The following is a 16,865-nucleotide window of genomic DNA, read 5'->3' as shown; positions in this document are numbered from 1 at the left end:
TTTACTCGGCAACCGGCGCGATGCGCCAGATGCGGTCGCCGGCCTCGTCGCCTTCGCCCTTGGACTTGTTCACCGCCCAGACATTGCCGTTCTGGTCGGCGCGCAGTTGGTTCGGCATGCTGCCGGCGTCGAGGTTGGCCACGATCTCGCCCTGGGGGTTGACCACGGTGATGGTGCCGGCGCCGCGGTTGGCGACATAGGCCAGCCGGCCCTTGGGCTCGAAGGCGACGTTCAGCGGCCCGGCGCCCACGGCGACATCATGCAGCACCTCGCCGGTTTCCGCCTTGACGATCAGCAGGTTGTCGGTCGCCTGCGAGGCGACGAAGATCAGCCCGTCCTGCGGATCGTAGGCCACGCCCGAGGCGGCCTTGACGCCCGGCAGCGGGATGACCCTGACCTCGCCCGACTTCAGGTCGACCAGCGCGGCCTCGGGCGTGGCGATGCTGACGGTGACCAGCTTGCCGCCGGCCTCGTCGATGTCCAGCGCCATGGTCGAGAATTCCTCGCCCCGCACCTTGCTCTCGATCACGATCGGGTCCAGCGGCTCCAGCGTCTTGATGTCGAAGACCTTGATTTCCGGCGCGCCGGTCGCGGCGACATAGGCGCGGCCGTTGGCCTCGTCGACCACCACGTCGCGGGCATGGGGCACGGCGCCCGGCTCGAACTGCTTGACCAGCGACAGGTCGGATTGCTTGTAGACCGCGACGGTGTCCTGGCGGGTGTTGGTCGCCCAGACATTGCCGTTCGCATCGTCCACGTCCACGCCATAGACGGCGAACAGCCCGCCGTCGCTGCCGTCCGGCCGCGCGGGGGCGGCGCCGGGGCTGGTCTCGGCCAGGATCTTCAGCGTCTCGGGGTCGATCTTGACCAGCTTCGATTCCTTGACCGGGGGCCGGCCGACCGCGCTGGTGACGAAGACCGCGTCGCCCGCGCCGTTCAGCCGCACCTGGTAGAGGCCGCGCACCACCGGCTCGCTGGCGATGGTGTATTTCTCGGCGCCGCCGACCGGCACCTCGGGCGAGATCTTCAGCTCGACCACCTCGGCCGAGGCCGGGTTCTCGGTCACGACGACGATGGGCTGCAGCCCGGTCTCGGCCTCGGCGTCGATGTCCAGCGGGAAGCTGAACTTGCCGTCCTGGCCGATGCTGATCGGCTCGGCGTTCAGGGGCTTGGCGCCGCGCAGCAGGGTGACGGTCTGGCCGGGGATCAGGTCCTCGCCTTCGATCACCGCCTTGCCGCCCTTGACGACCGGGGCGCGCTCGACGCCGCCGGCGCCGACATCGCCGGCGAAACTCACCAGCGGCTTGGTGAAGACGGTCTCGGCCAGGGCCGGGCCGGCCAGCAGCGACAGGCCCAGCGCCGAGGCGCCCAGCAGCGCGCGAACCGAGGGACGGGTTGAGGGGGTCATGGGAAACTCCTGCAAGGAAGGACGGGGATCGCTGACCGCTTGGGCTGGCTTCGTTCGCCGGGCAACCTATATTTCCGACAGTCCTTGTCAACTAAGACGCGCCGGGGCAAAGGGGATGCGGGCAGAAAAGGATGTCGCGAAATGTCGCAATTCGGCAAGGTTGGACCGGGGCACGCGCAGGGGCAGGCGGGCTTGCAGATCTTCCGGACCGGCGCGCCGACGCATGACCTGTCGCAGCGGGTGGTGGAGGTGGGCCCGGGCCACCGGCTGTTCCTGGCCGTGCCCAAGGGGCCGGCGCCGGCCGGGGGCTGGCCGGTGCTCTACATGCTGGACGGCAATGCTGCCTTCGACTTCCTGACGCCCGAGCATCTGGCGCTGGCGCCCGGCCTGGTGCTGGTCGGCGTCGGCTATGACACCGACCGGCAGTTCGCGCGCGAGCGGCGCACGCTGGACTTCACCGCGCCGGACGGGCCGGGCGACGGGCTGCGTCCCGATCCCGTGCATCAGGGCCGCACGGCGGGCGGGGCCGCCATCTTCCACGACCGCCTGACCGGCCCCTTGCGCGCCGCGGCCGAGGCCGGCTTGCCGGTCGATCCGGCCCGCCGCACGCTCTGGGGCCACAGTTTCGGCGGGCTCTTCACGCTTTACGCGCTGCTGGCGCGGCCGGGAGGGTTCGCGCGCTATGCCGCGATCAGCCCCTCGATCTGGTGGGACGAGGGGCTGATCCGACGTGTGGCGCAGGCCGCCGCGCCGGCGGCGCTGCCGCTCCTGGTGGCGCTGGGCGACCGCGAAAAACGCTCGGGCAGCGACGGCCCGCCGCCGGACGGCCCGGCGCCCGCGACGATGCAATTCATCGCCGACCTGCGCGCCCATCCCGGCCATGACGCGCAGGTGCATGTGCTGCGCGAGCATATCCATATCCAGACCCTGGCCGGATCTTTCCCGCTGGCGCTGCCCTTCGCCGCCGCCGATTAACCGGATCTTTGCGATTCGCTGCTTTCCTGTCGGGGAAGGAAGGGGATCGCCATGTTCCTTGTCAGATATTTGCCGGGCATGCTGGGGATCGCGCTTTGCGTGATCGGCGTCTTGGGCCTGCGGACGGATTGCCGGGCGGCCTGCGGCACGCTCGCCGCCGTGGATTGGGAGCCCGAGGAGATCCTGCCCGGCCTTGCCGGTCTGGTCGGCGGGCTGGTTTCCATGGCCTTTTCCCCGGCAGGCGCGGCACAGCCGCCGCCGGCCCCGCCGGTCCCCAGCGCGACCAGCCCGCCGGGCTGACTATGCGTCGGCCATCCGGCGGCTGAGCTCCGGCGCGATCAGGGCCGAGGCTTCGGCCGAGGTCATCCCGGCATGCAGGAAGGGCAGGTCGATCACCTCGACCGCGCCGGCATGAGGCGCCCACATCTCGGGGTGCAGGTCGCGGTCCTTGTGGTCCAGCGCGGCGCGGAAATGCGTCACCCTGCCGGCAAGGCGGCGGTGATGATGCGCCCGGATCAGCCGGTTGGTGGCGGTGACGGTGCGCACCACCCCGTCCAGCACCTGCTGCGGCAAGGCCCCCAGCGCGCTGTCGCCCCGGCGCAGGAAGGCCACGACCTTGTCGCGCGTGTCGAGCTCGGGGTGACCCTCGGGGTCGTAGCCGGCGATGGCCAAGAGCGCGCGCAGGGCGGCGACCGGGTCGGGCTCGGGCTCGTTGCGCCAGGCGTCGGCGGGATAGCTGTCCAGCATGGCGACCAGCCCCGCCTCGCGGCCCCTGCCGGCCAGGATCACCGCGATTTCCTGCGCCAGGATGCCGCCGACCGACCAGCCGGCCAGGTGCACCGGCCCCTGCGGCGCCAGTTCGGCGGCGCGCCGGGCATAATCCTGCGCCAAGGCCGACAGGCTGTCCGGCATCGGCGCGGCCGGGTCCAGTCCCGGATGCTGCAATCCATAGACCCGCCGCGCCGGCGCGATCAGCCGCGCCAGCGTGCGATAGCCCCAGGCCAGCCCGCCGGCCGGGTGGATCAGGAACAGCGGCGGGGCGCTGCGGTCGCCCTCGGCCAGCAGGATCACCGGGCCGAGCCCGTCGTCGCGCGGTGCCTGCGCCTCCAGCGCGGCGGCCAACGCCGACAGGATCGGGTTTTCGAAGATGGTGCCCAGGCCGGGGTCGCGGCCGGTCGCCTGCTCCAGCGCCTGCGCCAGCCGCACCGCGGACAGCGAATCGCCGCCGAGCGCAAAGAAATCCGCCTCGGCCGGGGCGGGGGCGTCCAGGTGCAGGATCTGCTGGAACAGCCGGGCCAGCAGCTTTTCGGTCGGGCCGGCGGCGGCGCGGCCAGTGGCGGCGAATTCCGGCGCGGGCAGCGCCTTGCGATCCAGCTTGCCGTTCGACGTGACCGGCAGCGCCGCCAGCGCCACCTCGGCCGAGGGCACCATATAGCCGGGCAGCGATCCCGCCAGCCGCTCGGCCAGCAGGCCGGGGCGGTAGTCGGGGCCGGGCACCAGATAGGCGACCAGGCGCTTCTCGCCGGCGTGATCCTCGCGCGCGATCACCACCGCCTCGAGGGCCAGGCCCGAGGCCATGATCGCGGCCTCGATCTCGCCCAGTTCGATGCGCAGGCCGCGGATCTTGACCTGGTGGTCCGAGCGGCCGAGGTAGGTCACCGCCCCGTCCGGCCGCAGCCGCGCCAGGTCGCCGGTGGCGTAGAGCCGGCCCAGCGGGCTGTCGATGAAACGCTCGGCCGTCAGGTCGGGCCGGCCCAGGTAGCCGCGCGCCAGCTGCACGCCGCCCAGATACAGGTTGCCCGCCAGACCCGGCGGCACCGGGCGCATGCGGTCGTCCAGCACCGCCAGCGCGGTGTTCCAGACCGGAAAGCCGATGGGGATCGGGTTCGAACGATCCTCGGGCCCGGCGGGCCAGTAGCTGACATCGACCGCCGCCTCGGTCGGACCGTAGAGGTTGTGCAGTTCTGCTGTCATGCGGGCATGAAAACGGTCGCGCTGGTCCGCCGTCAGTTCCTCGCCCGAGCAGAACACGCGGCGCATCGCCAGCCCCTGCGAGGCGGGCGAGGCCAGGAAGGCCGACAGCATCGAGGGCACGAAATGGCAGGTGGTGATGCCGCGGTCGCGGATCGCCCTGGCGATGGCCGCGGGGTCGCGATGGGCGCCGGGCGGGGCCATGACCAGTTCGGCCCCGGCGATCATCGGCAGGAAGAACTCCCAGACCGAGACGTCGAAGGTCGCGGGGGTCTTTTGCAGGATGCGGTCGTCGGCGGCGATGCCGTAATGCGCCTGCATCCACAGCAGGCGATTGACGATGGCGCGATGCTCGATGGCGACGCCCTTGGGCTCGCCGGTCGAGCCCGAGGTGAAGATCACATAGGCCAGATCGCCGGGGCGCGGATCGGCGGCGACATGCCCCTCGGCCGGCCAATCCCGCGGGAAAGTCAATGGCGTGCCGGGCGGGAACAGGTGCGCCAGATCCGGCGTGGTCAGCACCGCGACCGGCTGCGCCAACGCCAGGATGCGGGCGATGCGGTCGGGCGGGTGCTCGGGGTCCAGCGGCAGATAGGCCGCGCCGGCGCGCAGCGTGGCAAGCAGCGCCAGCGGCAGCTCCAGCGAGCGTTCCAGCGCCACGGCGACGATGCGGTCGCGCCCGGCGCCGCGGGCCGCCAGCGCCCCGGCCAGCGCGGCGCTGCGGCGGTCCAGCGCTGCAAAGCTCAGGGTCTCGGTGCCGAAGCTCAGCGCGGGGGCCTCGGGCATGGCGGCCATCTGCGTCTCGATCAGCGCGGTCAGCGTGGTGTCGGGCAGCGGGTGGCGGGTCGCGTCAGTGCGCGCGGCGAAAAGCGCGATCTCCGCGGGGCTGGCGGTCGGCACCTCGGCCAGCGTTTGGGCCCCAAGCGCGGCGGCGATGAAGGCCAGCAGCCGGTCGCCATGGCCGCGCACCTCGTCCGGCGTGTAAAGCGCCGGGTTGGCATCGACTTCGAAGATCATCCCCGAGGCCGGGTCGCCGCGGAAGGTCAGCGTCAGGTCGTCGACCGCGCCCGCGCCCAGGATATGCAGCCGACAGTCCAGGTCCGGGAATTCCGGCGCCCGGTCAAAGGGCTGCACGTTCACGATCGGGCCATAGAGCCGGCGGGTGCCGCCGACCAGGCCCAGTTCGCGGCGCAGGAACTCGCTGCGGTAAAGCCCGCGGCGGCGGCCCTGCGCCATGGCCTTCGACTGCGCGGCCAGCCATTCAGGCAGCGCGGCGTCCTCGTCCAGCCGCAGCCGGTGCGGCAGCACGTTCATCGCCATGCAGGGCACCTGGGCGATCTTGCGGCCCATGCGGGCCATGAAGGGCAGGCCGATCACCGCCTCGCCGCCGGTCCAGCGCGCCAGATAGGCGCCGCAGAGCGCGTTCAGCACGTCGGGCCAGCCCAGCCGGTGCTGCGCGGCATGATCGGCCAGCCGATCCAGCAGCGCCGCCGGCACCGGCCGGGAATCGCGCAGGAATTCGGGGCCGCTGACGGCACGGCCGGGGGCGGGGCCGGCGACCTCGGGCAGGCCGGCAAGCTGCGCATGCCACCAGTCGCGGTCGGCCTCGCGGCGGGGCGAGGCGCGCCAGGCCGCATCCTCGTCCAGGGCCAATGCCAGCGGGCCGAAGGGCTCGGGCTCGGGCGCCCGGCCCAGCAGGGCGGCGTAATGCGCGGCGATGCGGTTGGTGACCAGCACCATGCCATAGCCGTCGATGGCCAGGTGATGGATGCGCTCGTAAAGGAAATGCCGATCCGGCCCCAGCGCGATCAGGGTGAAGGCGGCGGCAGGCTCCTGCGCCAGGTCCAGGGGGCGCCGGCTGTCGGCCAGCATCTGCGCCATGGCCTGCGCCTCGGCCGCGGGCTGTGCGGTCAGGTCGGCAAAGCCCAGGATCGGCGGCAGGCCGATGAACTGGCGCGGCCCTTCGGCGCCGTCGCAAAACCGCAGGCTCAGCGCCGGGCTTTCGGCGATGGTGCGCGTCACCGCCTGGGCCAGCGCGTCGCGGTCCAGCGGCCCGGTCAGCTCCAGGTATTGCCCGGTGTTCAGGATCGGGTTCGCCGGATCCAGCGCCTGGACATACCACAGGCCCTGCTGCGGCTCGGTCAGCGGCCAGCCGGTCCTGCCGGGGTCGTCGCGCTGTGCTGCGTTCATGGCGGTCCTGCCTTGGCTGGGGCACGGGAAACGGCGTTCCACGGTCCTGACGACCATGTTACCCCGCGCGAGGGTTTGCAGGACTTGCCCGCTCGGGGATAGGCCCATAATGTCGCTAAGGAAATTAGTCAACTTTCGCCGCCAGGAGCCAGCATGCCCTCCCACCCCGCCCTGCCGCTGCGCGATACCGACCGGGTCTATGGCAAGGTGACGCGCCTGCTGCACTGGAGCATCGCGGCGCTGATGGCCTGGCAGTTCGTCGGCATGGGGCTGAAGCTGGCGCTGGGCCGGCACCCGGTCGCGGCGGTCTTCGTCGGCTCGCATCAGAAGGTCGGCACGGTGCTGTTCCTGCTGATCGCGCTGCGGCTCGGCTGGGCCTTCGCCAACCGCGGCCACCGGCCCGACCATGGCGCGGGCGTCTTGGGGCTGGCGGCGCGCTTTGGCCATCTGCTGCTTTACGCGGTGATGGCGATCGTCCCGGTCGCGGCCTTGCTGCGCGCCTATGGCTCCGAGCGGGGCTTCGCGCCCTTCGGCTTCCAGATCTTTGCCCCGCAGCTGCCCGAGATCGGCTGGATGGTCCGCGCCGGCGAGGCGCTGCATGGCGAGATGGGCTGGCTGCTTCTGGCGCTGATCGCCGGCCATGTGGTCATGGTCGGGCTGCACGAGGGCATGTGGCGCGACGGCACGCTGGCCCGCATGGCGGGGCGCCGGCGGGCGGGCCTTTGAGGCCACAGGTCGCGGACATTCCGGCCGGGGCGGCGCGCAGCCGCCCTTTTTCATTGCCTGCGCGCAGGCGGAGTGTCACCATTGCGACATGAACATGCCCTTCGGCTTCAATGCGGATCAGGATCGGGTGGCCTTCGACCGGGCCGAGCTGGGCGTGATCCTGTCGCTTTACGGCCGCATGGTGGCGGCGGGGGAATGGCGCGACTATGCCATGTCCTTCCTGCGCGAGGCTGCGGTCTTCTCGGTCTTTCGCCGTGCCGCCGAGCATCCGCTGTATCGCATCGAAAAGCGGCCCCGGCTGCGGACGGCACAGGGGGAATATGCGGTGATCGGCATGGATGGCCGCATCCTGAAGCGCGGCCACGACCTGCCCGTGGTGCTGCGGGTGCTGGAAAAGAAGCTGATCCGCCCCGTGGACTAGGCGGGCCGGTCAATCCGGCCGGATCTTGACCGCCGTGCCCCGTGCGAAACTGTCCAGCCGCGCCTTGGCCGCGTCCTGGGTGTTGACGATGCCCGCGAGCGTCGCCTCGGCATAGGCGGCATCCAGCCCGGACATATTCTGCATGTGGGAAATCCCCGAGCAGATGGCGAAATTCGACAGCGGCGTGTTCTGGGCGGCGCGGCGGGCGATCTCCAGCGCCTTGGCCTCGCTGTCCTCTACGCGGTATTGCGCAAGGCCGACCGAGACCGCCTCGTCCCCGGAATACAGCCGGCCGGTCAGCATCATGTCGACCATGCGGGCCTGGCCGATCAGCCGGGGCACGCGGATGGTGGCGCCGCCGCCGGTGAAAAGCCCGCGCTGGCCCTCGGGCAGGCCGAAATAGGTGGTCTCGTCCATGACGCGGATATGCACCGAGGAGGCCAGTTCCAGCCCGCCGCCGACCACCGCGCCCTTCAGCGCGGCGACGACCGGGATGCCGCCATATTCGATCTTGTTGAAGGCCTCGTGCCAGCGCAGGCAGAGGCGCATGAACTCGGCCGGGCTGCGTTCGGCGCGGCCATGCTCGACCAGGTCCAGCCCGGCGCAGAAATGCGGCCCCTCGGCGCGCAGCACCACGGCGCGGGCGCCCGCGGCGGGCAGGGCGGAAAACAGCGCCACCAGTTCCTCGATGGTCCGGGCGTCCAGCGCATTGCGCTTGGCGGCCCGGTTCAGCGTGACGGAGGCGACGCCCTCCTCGTCCATGTCGAAGAGCAGGTTCTCAAGGTGCAGTTCGGAAATCCCGGGCATGGCGTGGTCTCCCTGATGCGGCGATATGGAATTGAATAGCCGTTCATTTCCTTTCGGTCGAGAGGCTGCGTGCGGCGGGCCTAGTGGACCAGCACGATGACCAGCGGCAGGGTGATGATGGCGGCGGCGGTCGAGATCAGGATCGCGGTCGAGACGCGCTGCACCGCCACGCCGAAATATTGCGCCAGGATATAGACATTGCCCGCGACCGGCAGGCTGGCCGCTGCGATCATGACGCCGGCGGCGAAGGGCTCGACGTCAAAGACCAGCAGCGCCGCCGCGCCCACCGCCAAGGGATGCAGCACCAGTTTCGCGATGCTGAGCCAGATCGCCGGGCCCGGCCGGTCCGCGCCGCGCCCGGCCAGGCTGGCGCCGATGGCGAAAAGCGCGCCGGGCGTGGCGGCGGCGCCGAGCAGGGTGAGGAATTCCTCGGCCGGGCGCGGCATCGGCAGATGCGCCCCGGCCCAGGCCAGACCCGCCAGCATCGAGACGATCATCGGATTGGCGATGATGCCGCGCGCCAGCGGCATGACCGTGCCGAGCCCGATCCGGCCCTGCCGCGCCGCGGTGACGATCAGCGTAATGAGGGTCGAGAACACCACCATGTCGATGGTCAGCACCATCAGCACCGGCCCGACCGCGCGCTCGCCCAGCAGGACCACCAGCATGGGCACGCCCAGGAAGCCGGTGTTGCCGGTCATCGCCGTATGCGCCTCCGTGGCGCTGGCGGCGAGGGTTTCGCCCCTTGCGCGGGCGACGGCGAAGCCGATCAGCCAGACCGCGAGCGAGCCGGCCAGATAGGCGGCGACGAAGCGCGGGTCAAAGAGGCTGGCCACGTCCAGCGTCGCGGCAAAGCGGAACAGCATGGCCGACAGCGCGAAGTAGAAGACGAACCTGGTCAGCCAGCCGGTCGCCTCGGCCGGGAAGACGCCGCTGCGCCCGGCCGCCCAGCCGGTGCCGATCAGCAGGAAAAAGGGCAGGGTCTTGAGAAAGATCTCAAGCATCGTCCTGCGGGCCGCGTTCCACGGTATATTCGGTCTGGCCCGGCGCGGTCTCGACGGTTTCCAGCAGCCGGTGGCCGGATTGGGCGCAGAAATGCGGCACGTCGATCAGCGCGGCGCGGTCGGTCGCCAAGAGCGTGACCCGCGCGCCCGGCGGCAGGGCCAGCAGGCGCTTCCTGAGCCGCAGCACCGGCAGCGGGCATAGAAGGCCGCGCGCGTCGATCCGTTCGCTCACGCCGCCGCCCGGGTGCGGGCCTCGCACCAGCGCATCGCCGCCTCGGGGGCGACGGGTTCGGCCAGTTCGCCGGCGAAGTCGTGAAAGCCCGCAAGCTGCTCGGGCGCGACCGACAGCAGCACCGGGATGCCCTGGGCCAGCGCCTCGGCGATGAAGGCGCGGAAGCCGTTGCCGAAGCATTCCTGCTTGCCGAACTTGTTGACGATGACCAGGTCGGCGCCGCGCGCCAGCACCGATTCGGCCAGGGCCACCGCCTGGGCCAGCGCGCCGCCGTCCAGCCGGCAGCCTTCCGAGCAGGTGCCGAGGTCCTGGGTGATGCCGATCACCGCATCGGTGCCCAGGATGCGCAGCTGCATGTCGCAATCGCGGTCGCCGCGTTCGATATTGTGCTGGACGGCGCCGGCCAGCCGCAAGCCGCGGGCTTGCAGGGCCTCGGCGGTGGCGGCCAGCAGGCGGTCGGCGGCGCCGGCGTCCTTGGCCATGGTGACGAAGCCCAGCATGATGCCTCCGTGACGGTTCAGGCGGCCAGAATAGTCCCGGCGGCGGCCGGCGCAACATGGGTATTTGGAAAACAGAGAAAGCCGGTCAGGGGCTTTCGGCCAGCGGGCCGTAGAGGATCAGCGCCGGATGCGGGCTGGGCCCCTCGGTCGCAAGCAGCCGGGCGAGATCGGCGACGGTGCTGCGGACCAGGCGCTGGTGCGGGTGGCCGACGGCCTCGGCCAGCAGCGCCGGGGTCTCGGGCGGCAGGCCGTTCGCGATCAGGCTTGCGGCCATTTGCGGGAAGGTGCGCTGGCCCATGAAGACGACCGTGGTGGCGCGGTCGTCGGCCAGCGCCGCCCAGTTCTGGTCCGAGGGCAGCCCGCCGGTCACGTCGGCGCCGGTGACGAATTGCAGCCGCCGCGCGGTCTGGCGCCGGGTCAGCGGCAGTCCGGCGACGGCGGCCGCCGCCATGGCCGAGGGCACGCCCGGGACGATCTCATGGGGGATGCCGGCGGCGCGCAGCGCGGTCAGCTCTTCCTCGAGCCGGCCGAAGATGCCGGAATCGCCGGATTTCAGCCGCACGACATGCTTGCCGGCGCTGGCGTGTTCCACGAGCAGCGCGTTCACGCTTTCCTGTTTCGCCGAGGGGCGCCCGGCGCGCTTGCCGACCGCGATGCGCTCGGCCTGCGGCCCGGCCTGGTCCAGCACCGGCCCCGAGGCGAGGTCGTCGTACAGCACCACGTCGCAGGCTTGCAGCAGGCGGATGGCGCGCAGGGTCAGGAGCTCGGGGTCTCCCGGTCCTGAGGATACGAAGCTGACGTGGCCCTGTCTGTTCATGGCTCCGCGATGCGGCAAAATCCGCGTATTGGCAAGGGGCTGCTTGCCGGGTGACTGCGCATTTGCCATAGAGGGCGCGACCGCATCCGGGGGATCCATGCCATGTTCCGCGCCCGCCATCTTCTGGGGATCGAGCCTCTCGCCCCGGCCGAAATCACCACGCTGCTCGACCTGGCCGAGAATTACGTCGCGCTGAACCGCCGCACGGTCAAGCATTCCGACGCGCTGGAGGGCATGACCCAGATCAATATGTTCTTCGAGAACTCGACCCGCACGCAGTCGAGCTTCGAACTGGCCGGCAAGCGGCTGGGCGCCGACGTGATGAACATGGCGATGCAGAATTCCTCGGTGAAGAAAGGCGAGACGCTGATCGACACCGCGCTGACGCTGAACGCCATGCACCCCGACCTGCTGGTGGTGCGCCACCCGGATTCGGGCGCGGTGGACTTGCTGGCGCAGAAGGTGAACTGCGCCGTCATCAACGCGGGCGACGGGCGGCACGAGCATCCGACCCAGGCGCTGCTGGACGGGCTGACCATCCGCCGCGCCAAGGGCCGGCTGCATCGGCTGACCGTGGCGATCTGCGGCGACATCGCGCATAGCCGGGTCGCGCGCTCGAACCTGTTCCTGCTCGGCAAGATGGAGAACCGGCTGCGGCTGGTCGGGCCGGCGACGCTGATGCCCGCGGGTGCGGCGGATTGGGGCTGCGAGGTCTATGAGGACATGCGCGAGGGGCTGAAGGGCGCCGATGTGGTGATGATGCTGCGCTTGCAGAAGGAACGCATGGACGGCGGCTTCATCCCCTCCGAGCGGGAATATTACCACCGCTGGGGGCTGGATGCCGAGAAGCTGGCGCTGGCCGCGCCCGATGCCATCGTCATGCACCCCGGCCCGATGAACCGCGGCGTCGAGATCGACGGCACCATCGCCGACGACATCAACCGTTCCGTGATCCAGGACCAGGTCGAGATGGGCGTCGCCGTGCGCATGGCCGCAATGGACCTGCTGGCGCGGAACCTGCGCGCCGAACGCGGCGCCAAGGCCGCGGAGATGATGGCATGATCCTGCATTTCCAGAACGCCCGCCTGGTCGATCCCGAGGCGCTGGCCGTCGAAGAGGCCTCGCTGACCCTGCGCGACGGCCGCATCGAGGCGGTGGGGGCCGAGGCGCCCGCCGGCGCCGAGCTGGTCGATTGCGGCGGCAGGCATCTGGCGCCGGGGCTGGTCGACTGGGGCGTCAAGATCGGCGAGCCGGGCGAGCGGCACAAGGAGAGCTTCCGCTCGGCGGGCCTTGCGGCGGCGGCCGGCGGCGTGACCACGGTCATCGCCCGGCCCGATACGCTGCCGCCGGTCGATGCGCCAGAATCGCTGGAATTCGCCACCCGCCGCGCGGCGGACGCAGCCGTGAACATCCGCCACATGGCCGCCCTGACCAAGGGCCGCCAGGGCCGCGAGATGGTCGAAATGGGCTTCCTGCAGGACGCCGGCGCCGTGGCCTTTACCGATGGCGTGCGGGTCGTGGCCGATACAAGGCTGATGGCGCGCTGCATGACCTATGCCCGCGGCCTCGGCGCGCTGATCGTCGGCCACCCGCAGGAGCCGGGCCTGTCGAAGGGCGCGGCGGCGACCTCCGGCAAGTTCGCCTCGCTCTACGGCCTGCCGGCGGTCTCGCCCATGGCCGAGGTGATGGGGCTCGACCGCGACCTGGCGCTGGTCGCGATGAGCGGGGCGCGCTATCACGCCGACCAGATCACCGTCGCGGCCAGCCTGCCGGCATTGCGGCGCGCACGCGCGGCGGGGCTGGATGTCACCGCTGGCACCTCGATCCACCACCTGACGCTGAACGAATACGACGTCGGCGGCTATCGCACCTTCTTCCGCTTCACCCCGCCGCTCCGCGCCGAGGATGACCGCCTGGCCATGGTCGAGGCGGTGGCGGATGGCACCATCGACGTGATCGCGAGCTTCCACACCCCGCAGGACGAGGAAAGCAAGCGGCTGCCCTTTGCCGAGGCCGCGCCCGGCGCGGTCGGGCTGCAGACGCTGCTGCCGGCGGCGATGCGGCTCTACCACGCCGGCGGGCTGGGCCTGCCGCAGCTGTGGCGGGCCATGGCGCTGAACCCGGCGCGGCGGCTTGGCCTCGATGCCGGCCGGCTGGCGCCGGGTGCGCCGGCCGACCTGGTGCTGTTCGACCCCGAGGCGCCCTTCGTGCTGGACCGCTTCACGCTCCTGTCGAAGTCGAAGAACACGCCCTTCGACGGCGCGCGGATGCAGGGCCGGGTGCTGGGCACCTGGGTCGGCGGCCGGCGGGTGTTCGGAGGTGCGGCATGAGCCTGATCCTCTGGGCCGTCATCGGCTATCTGCTGGGGGCGGTCCCCTTCGGCATCGTCATCACCCGGGCCTTGGGGTTGGGCGACCTGCGCCGGATCGGCTCGGGCAATATCGGCGCGACGAACGTGCTGCGCACCGGCAACAAGCCGGCGGCGCTGGCGACGCTGCTTCTGGACAGCGGCAAGGGCGCCATCGCCGTGCTGCTGGCGCGCTGGCTCGCCGGTGCCGATGCGGCGCTGGTCGCGGGCGCGGCGGCCTTCCTGGGCCACCTGTTCCCGGTCTGGCTGGGCTTCCGGGGCGGCAAGGGCGTCGCCACCTTCCTAGGCACGGTTCTGGCGCTGGACTGGCGGCTGGGTCTTGCGGCCTGCGCGATCTGGCTGCTGACGGCGGCGGTGTCGCGCATCTCGTCGCTCTCGGCGCTGGTCGCGGCGGTGCTGACCCCGGCGTTGGCCTGGTGGCTCGACGGGGCGCGCATGGCGGCGGTCACCGGCTTCATGGCGGTGCTGATCCTGATCCGCCACCACGCCAATATCCGCCGCATCCTCGCCGGCAGCGAGCCGAAGATCGGCAAGAAGGCCTGATCTTCTTTCTTGTGCAAATATCCCGGGGGAACGCCTCGGACGCCCCATCGAGGGGCGACCGAGGCGTGGGGGCAGAGCCCCCCTACCGCGTCGGCACCGGCTCTTCGCCCGAATAGTCGTAGAAGCCGCGCCCGGTCTTGCGACCCAGCCAGCCGGCCTCGACATATTTCGTCAGAAGCGGGCAGGGGCGATATTTGGTATCCGCCAACCCCTCGTGCAGCACGTTCATGATCGCGAGGCAGGTGTCCAGGCCGATGAAATCCGCCAGCTCCAGCGGGCCCATCGGATGGTTCGCGCCCAGCTTCATCGACTGGTCGATGGACTTGACCGAGCCGACGCCCTCGTAAAGCGTATAAACCGCCTCGTTGATCATCGGCATCAGGATGCGATTGACGATGAAGGCCGGGAAATCCTCGGCGCTGGCCGAGGTCTTGCCGATCTTTTCCACCACCTCGACCAGGGTCTTGTAGGTGGCCTCGTCGGTGGCGATGCCGCGGATCAGTTCGACCAGCTGCATGACCGGGACCGGATTCATGAAATGAAAGCCCATGAAGCGCTCGGGCCGGTCGGTGCGGCTGGCCAGCCGGGTGATCGAGATCGACGAGGTGTTCGAGGTCAGGATGGTGTCCGGTTTCAGATGCGGCAGCAGGTCCTCGAAGATCGCCTGCTTGACGGTCTCGCGCTCGGTCGCGGCCTCGATCACCAGATCGGTCTGGCCGACATCGGCCAGGGTCATGGTGGTCGCGATGCGCTTCATGGCGGCGGCCTTGTCCTCGGCCGAGATCTTGCCGCGGCTGACTTGGCGCTCGAGATTGTGGTCGATCAGCGCCACGGCCTTGTCCAGCGCCTCGCGCGAGATGTCGGTCAGCAGCACGTCATAACCCGCCAGGGCGAAGACATGCGCGATGCCATTGCCCATCTGTCCGGCGCCGATCACGCCCACCGATTGAATCGCCATGAACTGCCCCTTTCGTCGGTCAGCCGGGACGATAGGCAGAAGGTCAGGGCTGTTCAATGGAAAACCGCCCGGGCCAAGCCCGGGCGGTTTGCGCCTTTTCCGGGGCGGTTGGGGGGCTCTGCCCCCCGCGGCCCCGTGGCCCCTCGATGGGGCCGCGGGGTCGCTCCCCCGGGGGTATTTGCCGAAACGGTGAAAGCGCTCAAAGCTTCCCTGTCAGTTCCGGGACGGTGGTGAACAGGTCTCCGACCAGGCCGTAGTCGGCGATCTGGAAGATCGGCGCCTCCTCGTCCTTGTTGATCGCCACGATCACCTTCGAATCCTTCATCCCCGCCAGATGCTGGATCGCGCCCGAGATGCCCACCGCGACATAGAGCTCGGGCGCCACCACCTTGCCGGTCTGCCCGACCTGCCAGTCGTTCGGCGCATAGCCCGAGTCGACCGCCGCGCGCGAGGCACCCACCGCGGCGCCGAGCTTGTCGGCCAGCGCCTCGATCACCGCGAAGCTCTCCTTCGAGCCGACGCCGCGGCCGCCCGAGACCACGCGCTTGGCCGAGGTCAGCTCGGGGCGGTCCGATTGCGCCACCTCGTCCGAGATCCAGGCCGACAGCCCGGGATCGGCCGCCGGCGCCGCCTCGGAGACCGCGGCCGAACCGCCCGCGCCCGCCGCGTCGAAGCTCGCCGTGCGCAGGGTGAAGACCTTCTTCGCGTCCTTCGAGCGCACCACCTGGATGGCGTTGCCGGCATAGATCGGCCGCTCGAAGGTCTCGGCATCGATCACCGCCGAGACATCCGACAGCACCATCACGTCGAGAAGCGCCGCGACGCGGGGCAGGATGTTCTTGGCATCCGTCGTCGCCGGCGCCGCGATATGGCTGTAGTCGCCGGCGAGGCCGACGATCAGCGCCGCGGTCGGCTCGGCCAGGCGGTGGCCGTAGAGCGGCGCCTCGGCCACCAGCACTTTCGACACGCCGGCGATCGTCGCCGCCTCGGCCGCGGCGGCCTGCGCCTGCGCGCCCGCCACCAGCACGGTCACATCGCCCAGGGCCTTGACAGCGTTCACCGCCTTGGCGGTCGCATCGCGGTTCAGCGCGCCATCGGTGACTTCACCCAACAGAAGAACGGCCATCAGATCACCCCCGCTTCTTTCAGTTTCGACACCAGCTCGTCGACCGAGCCGACCTTGATGCCGGCCTTGCGGCCCTCGGGCTCGCGCACCGAGACGACTTCCAGCCGCGGCGCCACATCGACGCCGTAATCGCCCGGGGTCTTTTCCTCGAGCGGCTTCTTCTTGGCCTTCATGATATTGGGCAGGCTGGCATAGCGCGGCTCGTTGAGGCGCAGGTCGGCGGTGACCACGGCCGGCAGCGCGACCTCGATGGTCTGGAGCCCGCCGTCGACCTCGCGGGTGACGCGGGCCTTGGCGCCGTCGAGTTCCAGCTTCGAGGCAAAGGCCGCCTGGCCCCAGCCCAGGATCGCCGCCAGCATCTGGCCGGTGGCGTTCATGTCGTTGTCGATCGCCTGCTTGCCGGCGATGATGAACTCGGTGCCCTCGGCTTTCGCGACGGCGGCGAGGATCTTCGCCACCGCCAGCGGCTCGATGTCCTGCTGCACGTCCTCGGCGGCGACGACCAGGATCGCCCGGTCGGCGCCCATGGCCAAGGCCGTGCGCAGCGTCTCCTGCGCCTGCTTGACGCCGATGCTGACGGCGATGACCTCCTCGGCCTGGCCCTTTTCCTTCAGCCGGATCGCCTCCTCGACCGCGATCTCGTCGAACGGGTTCATCGACATCTTCACATTCGCAAGATCGACACCCGTGCCGTCGGCCTTCACCCGGGCCTTCACGTTGTAGTCGATCACGCGCTTCACTGGCACGAGAACCTTCATCAGCCTCTTCCCCTTGGTTGCGTCACCTGTTCGGGGGTTTTGTTAGCGGGCCGAGACCAGC

Annotated in this window: 17 protein-coding genes; 7 read left to right on the top strand and 10 right to left on the bottom strand. The window is 70.5% G+C overall.

Going from position 1 to position 16,865, the window contains the following annotated elements; all coding sequences use genetic code 11:
* Position 1 precedes the first annotated feature (1 nt).
* A complete protein-coding gene (locus PARN5_RS0105585; RefSeq protein ID WP_017998790.1) occupies positions 2 to 1,408 on the bottom strand; it encodes a YncE family protein in 1,407 nt (468 codons plus the stop codon).
* A 141-nt stretch (positions 1,409 to 1,549) separates the two neighbouring features.
* On the opposite strand from PARN5_RS0105585, the gene PARN5_RS0105580 reads away from it, so the two are divergent.
* Complete coding sequence (locus PARN5_RS0105580; RefSeq protein WP_017998789.1) at positions 1,550 to 2,383, top strand: alpha/beta hydrolase-fold protein; 834 nt, start codon at positions 1,550 to 1,552, stop codon at positions 2,381 to 2,383.
* Positions 2,384 to 2,434: 51 nt separating this feature from the next.
* Positions 2,435 to 2,683, top strand: a complete 249-nt coding sequence (locus tag PARN5_RS0105575; RefSeq protein WP_017998788.1) for a hypothetical protein — start codon at positions 2,435 to 2,437, stop codon at positions 2,681 to 2,683.
* On the opposite strand, the gene PARN5_RS0105570 is transcribed toward PARN5_RS0105575, so the two are convergent.
* Complete coding sequence (locus PARN5_RS0105570; RefSeq protein ID WP_017998787.1) at positions 2,684 to 6,544, bottom strand: non-ribosomal peptide synthetase; 3,861 nt, start codon at positions 6,542 to 6,544, stop codon at positions 2,684 to 2,686. It lies immediately after the preceding gene.
* Between the two features lie 153 nt (positions 6,545 to 6,697).
* Between PARN5_RS0105570 and PARN5_RS0105565 the strand changes: the two genes are divergently transcribed.
* The gene (locus PARN5_RS0105565) at positions 6,698 to 7,270 is read left to right on the top strand and encodes a cytochrome b (protein WP_017998786.1); all 573 of its coding nucleotides are present in this window, start codon (positions 6,698 to 6,700) and stop codon (positions 7,268 to 7,270) included.
* Positions 7,271 to 7,364: 94 nt separating this feature from the next.
* Complete coding sequence (locus PARN5_RS0105560; protein ID WP_157404010.1) at positions 7,365 to 7,691, top strand: DUF2794 domain-containing protein; 327 nt, start codon at positions 7,365 to 7,367, stop codon at positions 7,689 to 7,691.
* 9 nt (positions 7,692 to 7,700) lie between these two features.
* On the opposite strand, the gene PARN5_RS0105555 is transcribed toward PARN5_RS0105560, so the two are convergent.
* From PARN5_RS0105555 to cobA, 5 genes are all read right to left on the bottom strand, one after another.
* Positions 7,701 to 8,498, bottom strand: a complete 798-nt coding sequence (locus PARN5_RS0105555; RefSeq protein ID WP_017998784.1) for a crotonase/enoyl-CoA hydratase family protein — start codon at positions 8,496 to 8,498, stop codon at positions 7,701 to 7,703.
* 80 nt (positions 8,499 to 8,578) lie between these two features.
* On the bottom strand, positions 8,579 to 9,502 hold the full coding sequence (locus PARN5_RS0105550) for an AEC family transporter (protein WP_017998783.1): 924 nt from the start codon (positions 9,500 to 9,502) through the stop codon (positions 8,579 to 8,581).
* Positions 9,495 to 9,734 carry a sulfurtransferase TusA family protein gene (locus PARN5_RS0105545; RefSeq protein ID WP_017998782.1) on the bottom strand — a complete coding sequence of 80 codons (240 nt, stop codon included), beginning with the start codon at positions 9,732 to 9,734 and terminating at the stop codon, positions 9,495 to 9,497. The genes PARN5_RS0105550 and PARN5_RS0105545 overlap by 8 nt, the downstream gene beginning before the upstream one ends.
* Positions 9,731 to 10,234 (bottom strand): DUF2478 domain-containing protein, encoded by a 504-nt coding sequence (locus PARN5_RS0105540; RefSeq protein WP_017998781.1) that lies wholly within the window; start codon positions 10,232 to 10,234, stop codon positions 9,731 to 9,733. The genes PARN5_RS0105545 and PARN5_RS0105540 overlap by 4 nt, the downstream gene beginning before the upstream one ends.
* Positions 10,235 to 10,319: 85 nt before the next feature.
* Positions 10,320 to 11,051 carry a uroporphyrinogen-III C-methyltransferase gene (gene cobA / locus PARN5_RS0105535; RefSeq protein WP_017998780.1) on the bottom strand — a complete coding sequence of 244 codons (732 nt, stop codon included), beginning with the start codon at positions 11,049 to 11,051 and terminating at the stop codon, positions 10,320 to 10,322.
* Between the two features lie 102 nt (positions 11,052 to 11,153).
* Here cobA and PARN5_RS0105530 point away from each other — a divergent pair, with 102 nt between their 5' ends.
* From PARN5_RS0105530 to plsY, 3 genes are read left to right on the top strand one after another with little or no spacing between them, the layout of a single operon-like run.
* Positions 11,154 to 12,113: an aspartate carbamoyltransferase catalytic subunit gene (locus tag PARN5_RS0105530; RefSeq protein ID WP_017998779.1), complete on the top strand. Its 960-nt coding sequence runs from the start codon at positions 11,154 to 11,156 to the stop codon at positions 12,111 to 12,113.
* On the top strand, positions 12,110 to 13,381 hold the full coding sequence (gene pyrC, locus PARN5_RS0105525; protein ID WP_017998778.1) for a dihydroorotase: 1,272 nt from the start codon (positions 12,110 to 12,112) through the stop codon (positions 13,379 to 13,381). The genes PARN5_RS0105530 and pyrC overlap by 4 nt, the downstream gene beginning before the upstream one ends.
* Positions 13,378 to 13,962, top strand: a complete 585-nt coding sequence (gene plsY, locus PARN5_RS0105520; protein WP_017998777.1) for a glycerol-3-phosphate 1-O-acyltransferase PlsY — start codon at positions 13,378 to 13,380, stop codon at positions 13,960 to 13,962. Before pyrC ends, plsY begins: the two co-directional genes overlap by 4 nt.
* A gap of 82 nt (positions 13,963 to 14,044) precedes the next feature.
* On the opposite strand, the gene PARN5_RS0105515 is transcribed toward plsY, so the two are convergent.
* From PARN5_RS0105515 to PARN5_RS0105505, 3 genes are all read right to left on the bottom strand, one after another.
* Positions 14,045 to 14,920 carry a 3-hydroxybutyryl-CoA dehydrogenase gene (locus PARN5_RS0105515; protein ID WP_017998776.1) on the bottom strand — a complete coding sequence of 292 codons (876 nt, stop codon included), beginning with the start codon at positions 14,918 to 14,920 and terminating at the stop codon, positions 14,045 to 14,047.
* Between the two features lie 199 nt (positions 14,921 to 15,119).
* Positions 15,120 to 16,046, bottom strand: a complete 927-nt coding sequence (locus PARN5_RS0105510) for an FAD-binding protein (protein WP_017998775.1) — start codon at positions 16,044 to 16,046, stop codon at positions 15,120 to 15,122.
* Positions 16,046 to 16,804, bottom strand: a complete 759-nt coding sequence (locus tag PARN5_RS0105505; RefSeq protein WP_017998774.1) for an electron transfer flavoprotein subunit beta/FixA family protein — start codon at positions 16,802 to 16,804, stop codon at positions 16,046 to 16,048. The genes PARN5_RS0105510 and PARN5_RS0105505 overlap by 1 nt, the downstream gene beginning before the upstream one ends.
* Positions 16,805 to 16,865 lie beyond the last annotated feature (61 nt).

The sequence above is a fragment of the Paracoccus sp. N5 genome (genome assembly GCF_000371965.1).
Lineage (GTDB): Bacteria > Pseudomonadota > Alphaproteobacteria > Rhodobacterales > Rhodobacteraceae > Paracoccus.
Note: the sequence above shows the minus strand (reverse complement) of the source record. Positions and strands in the feature narration are given on the sequence as shown.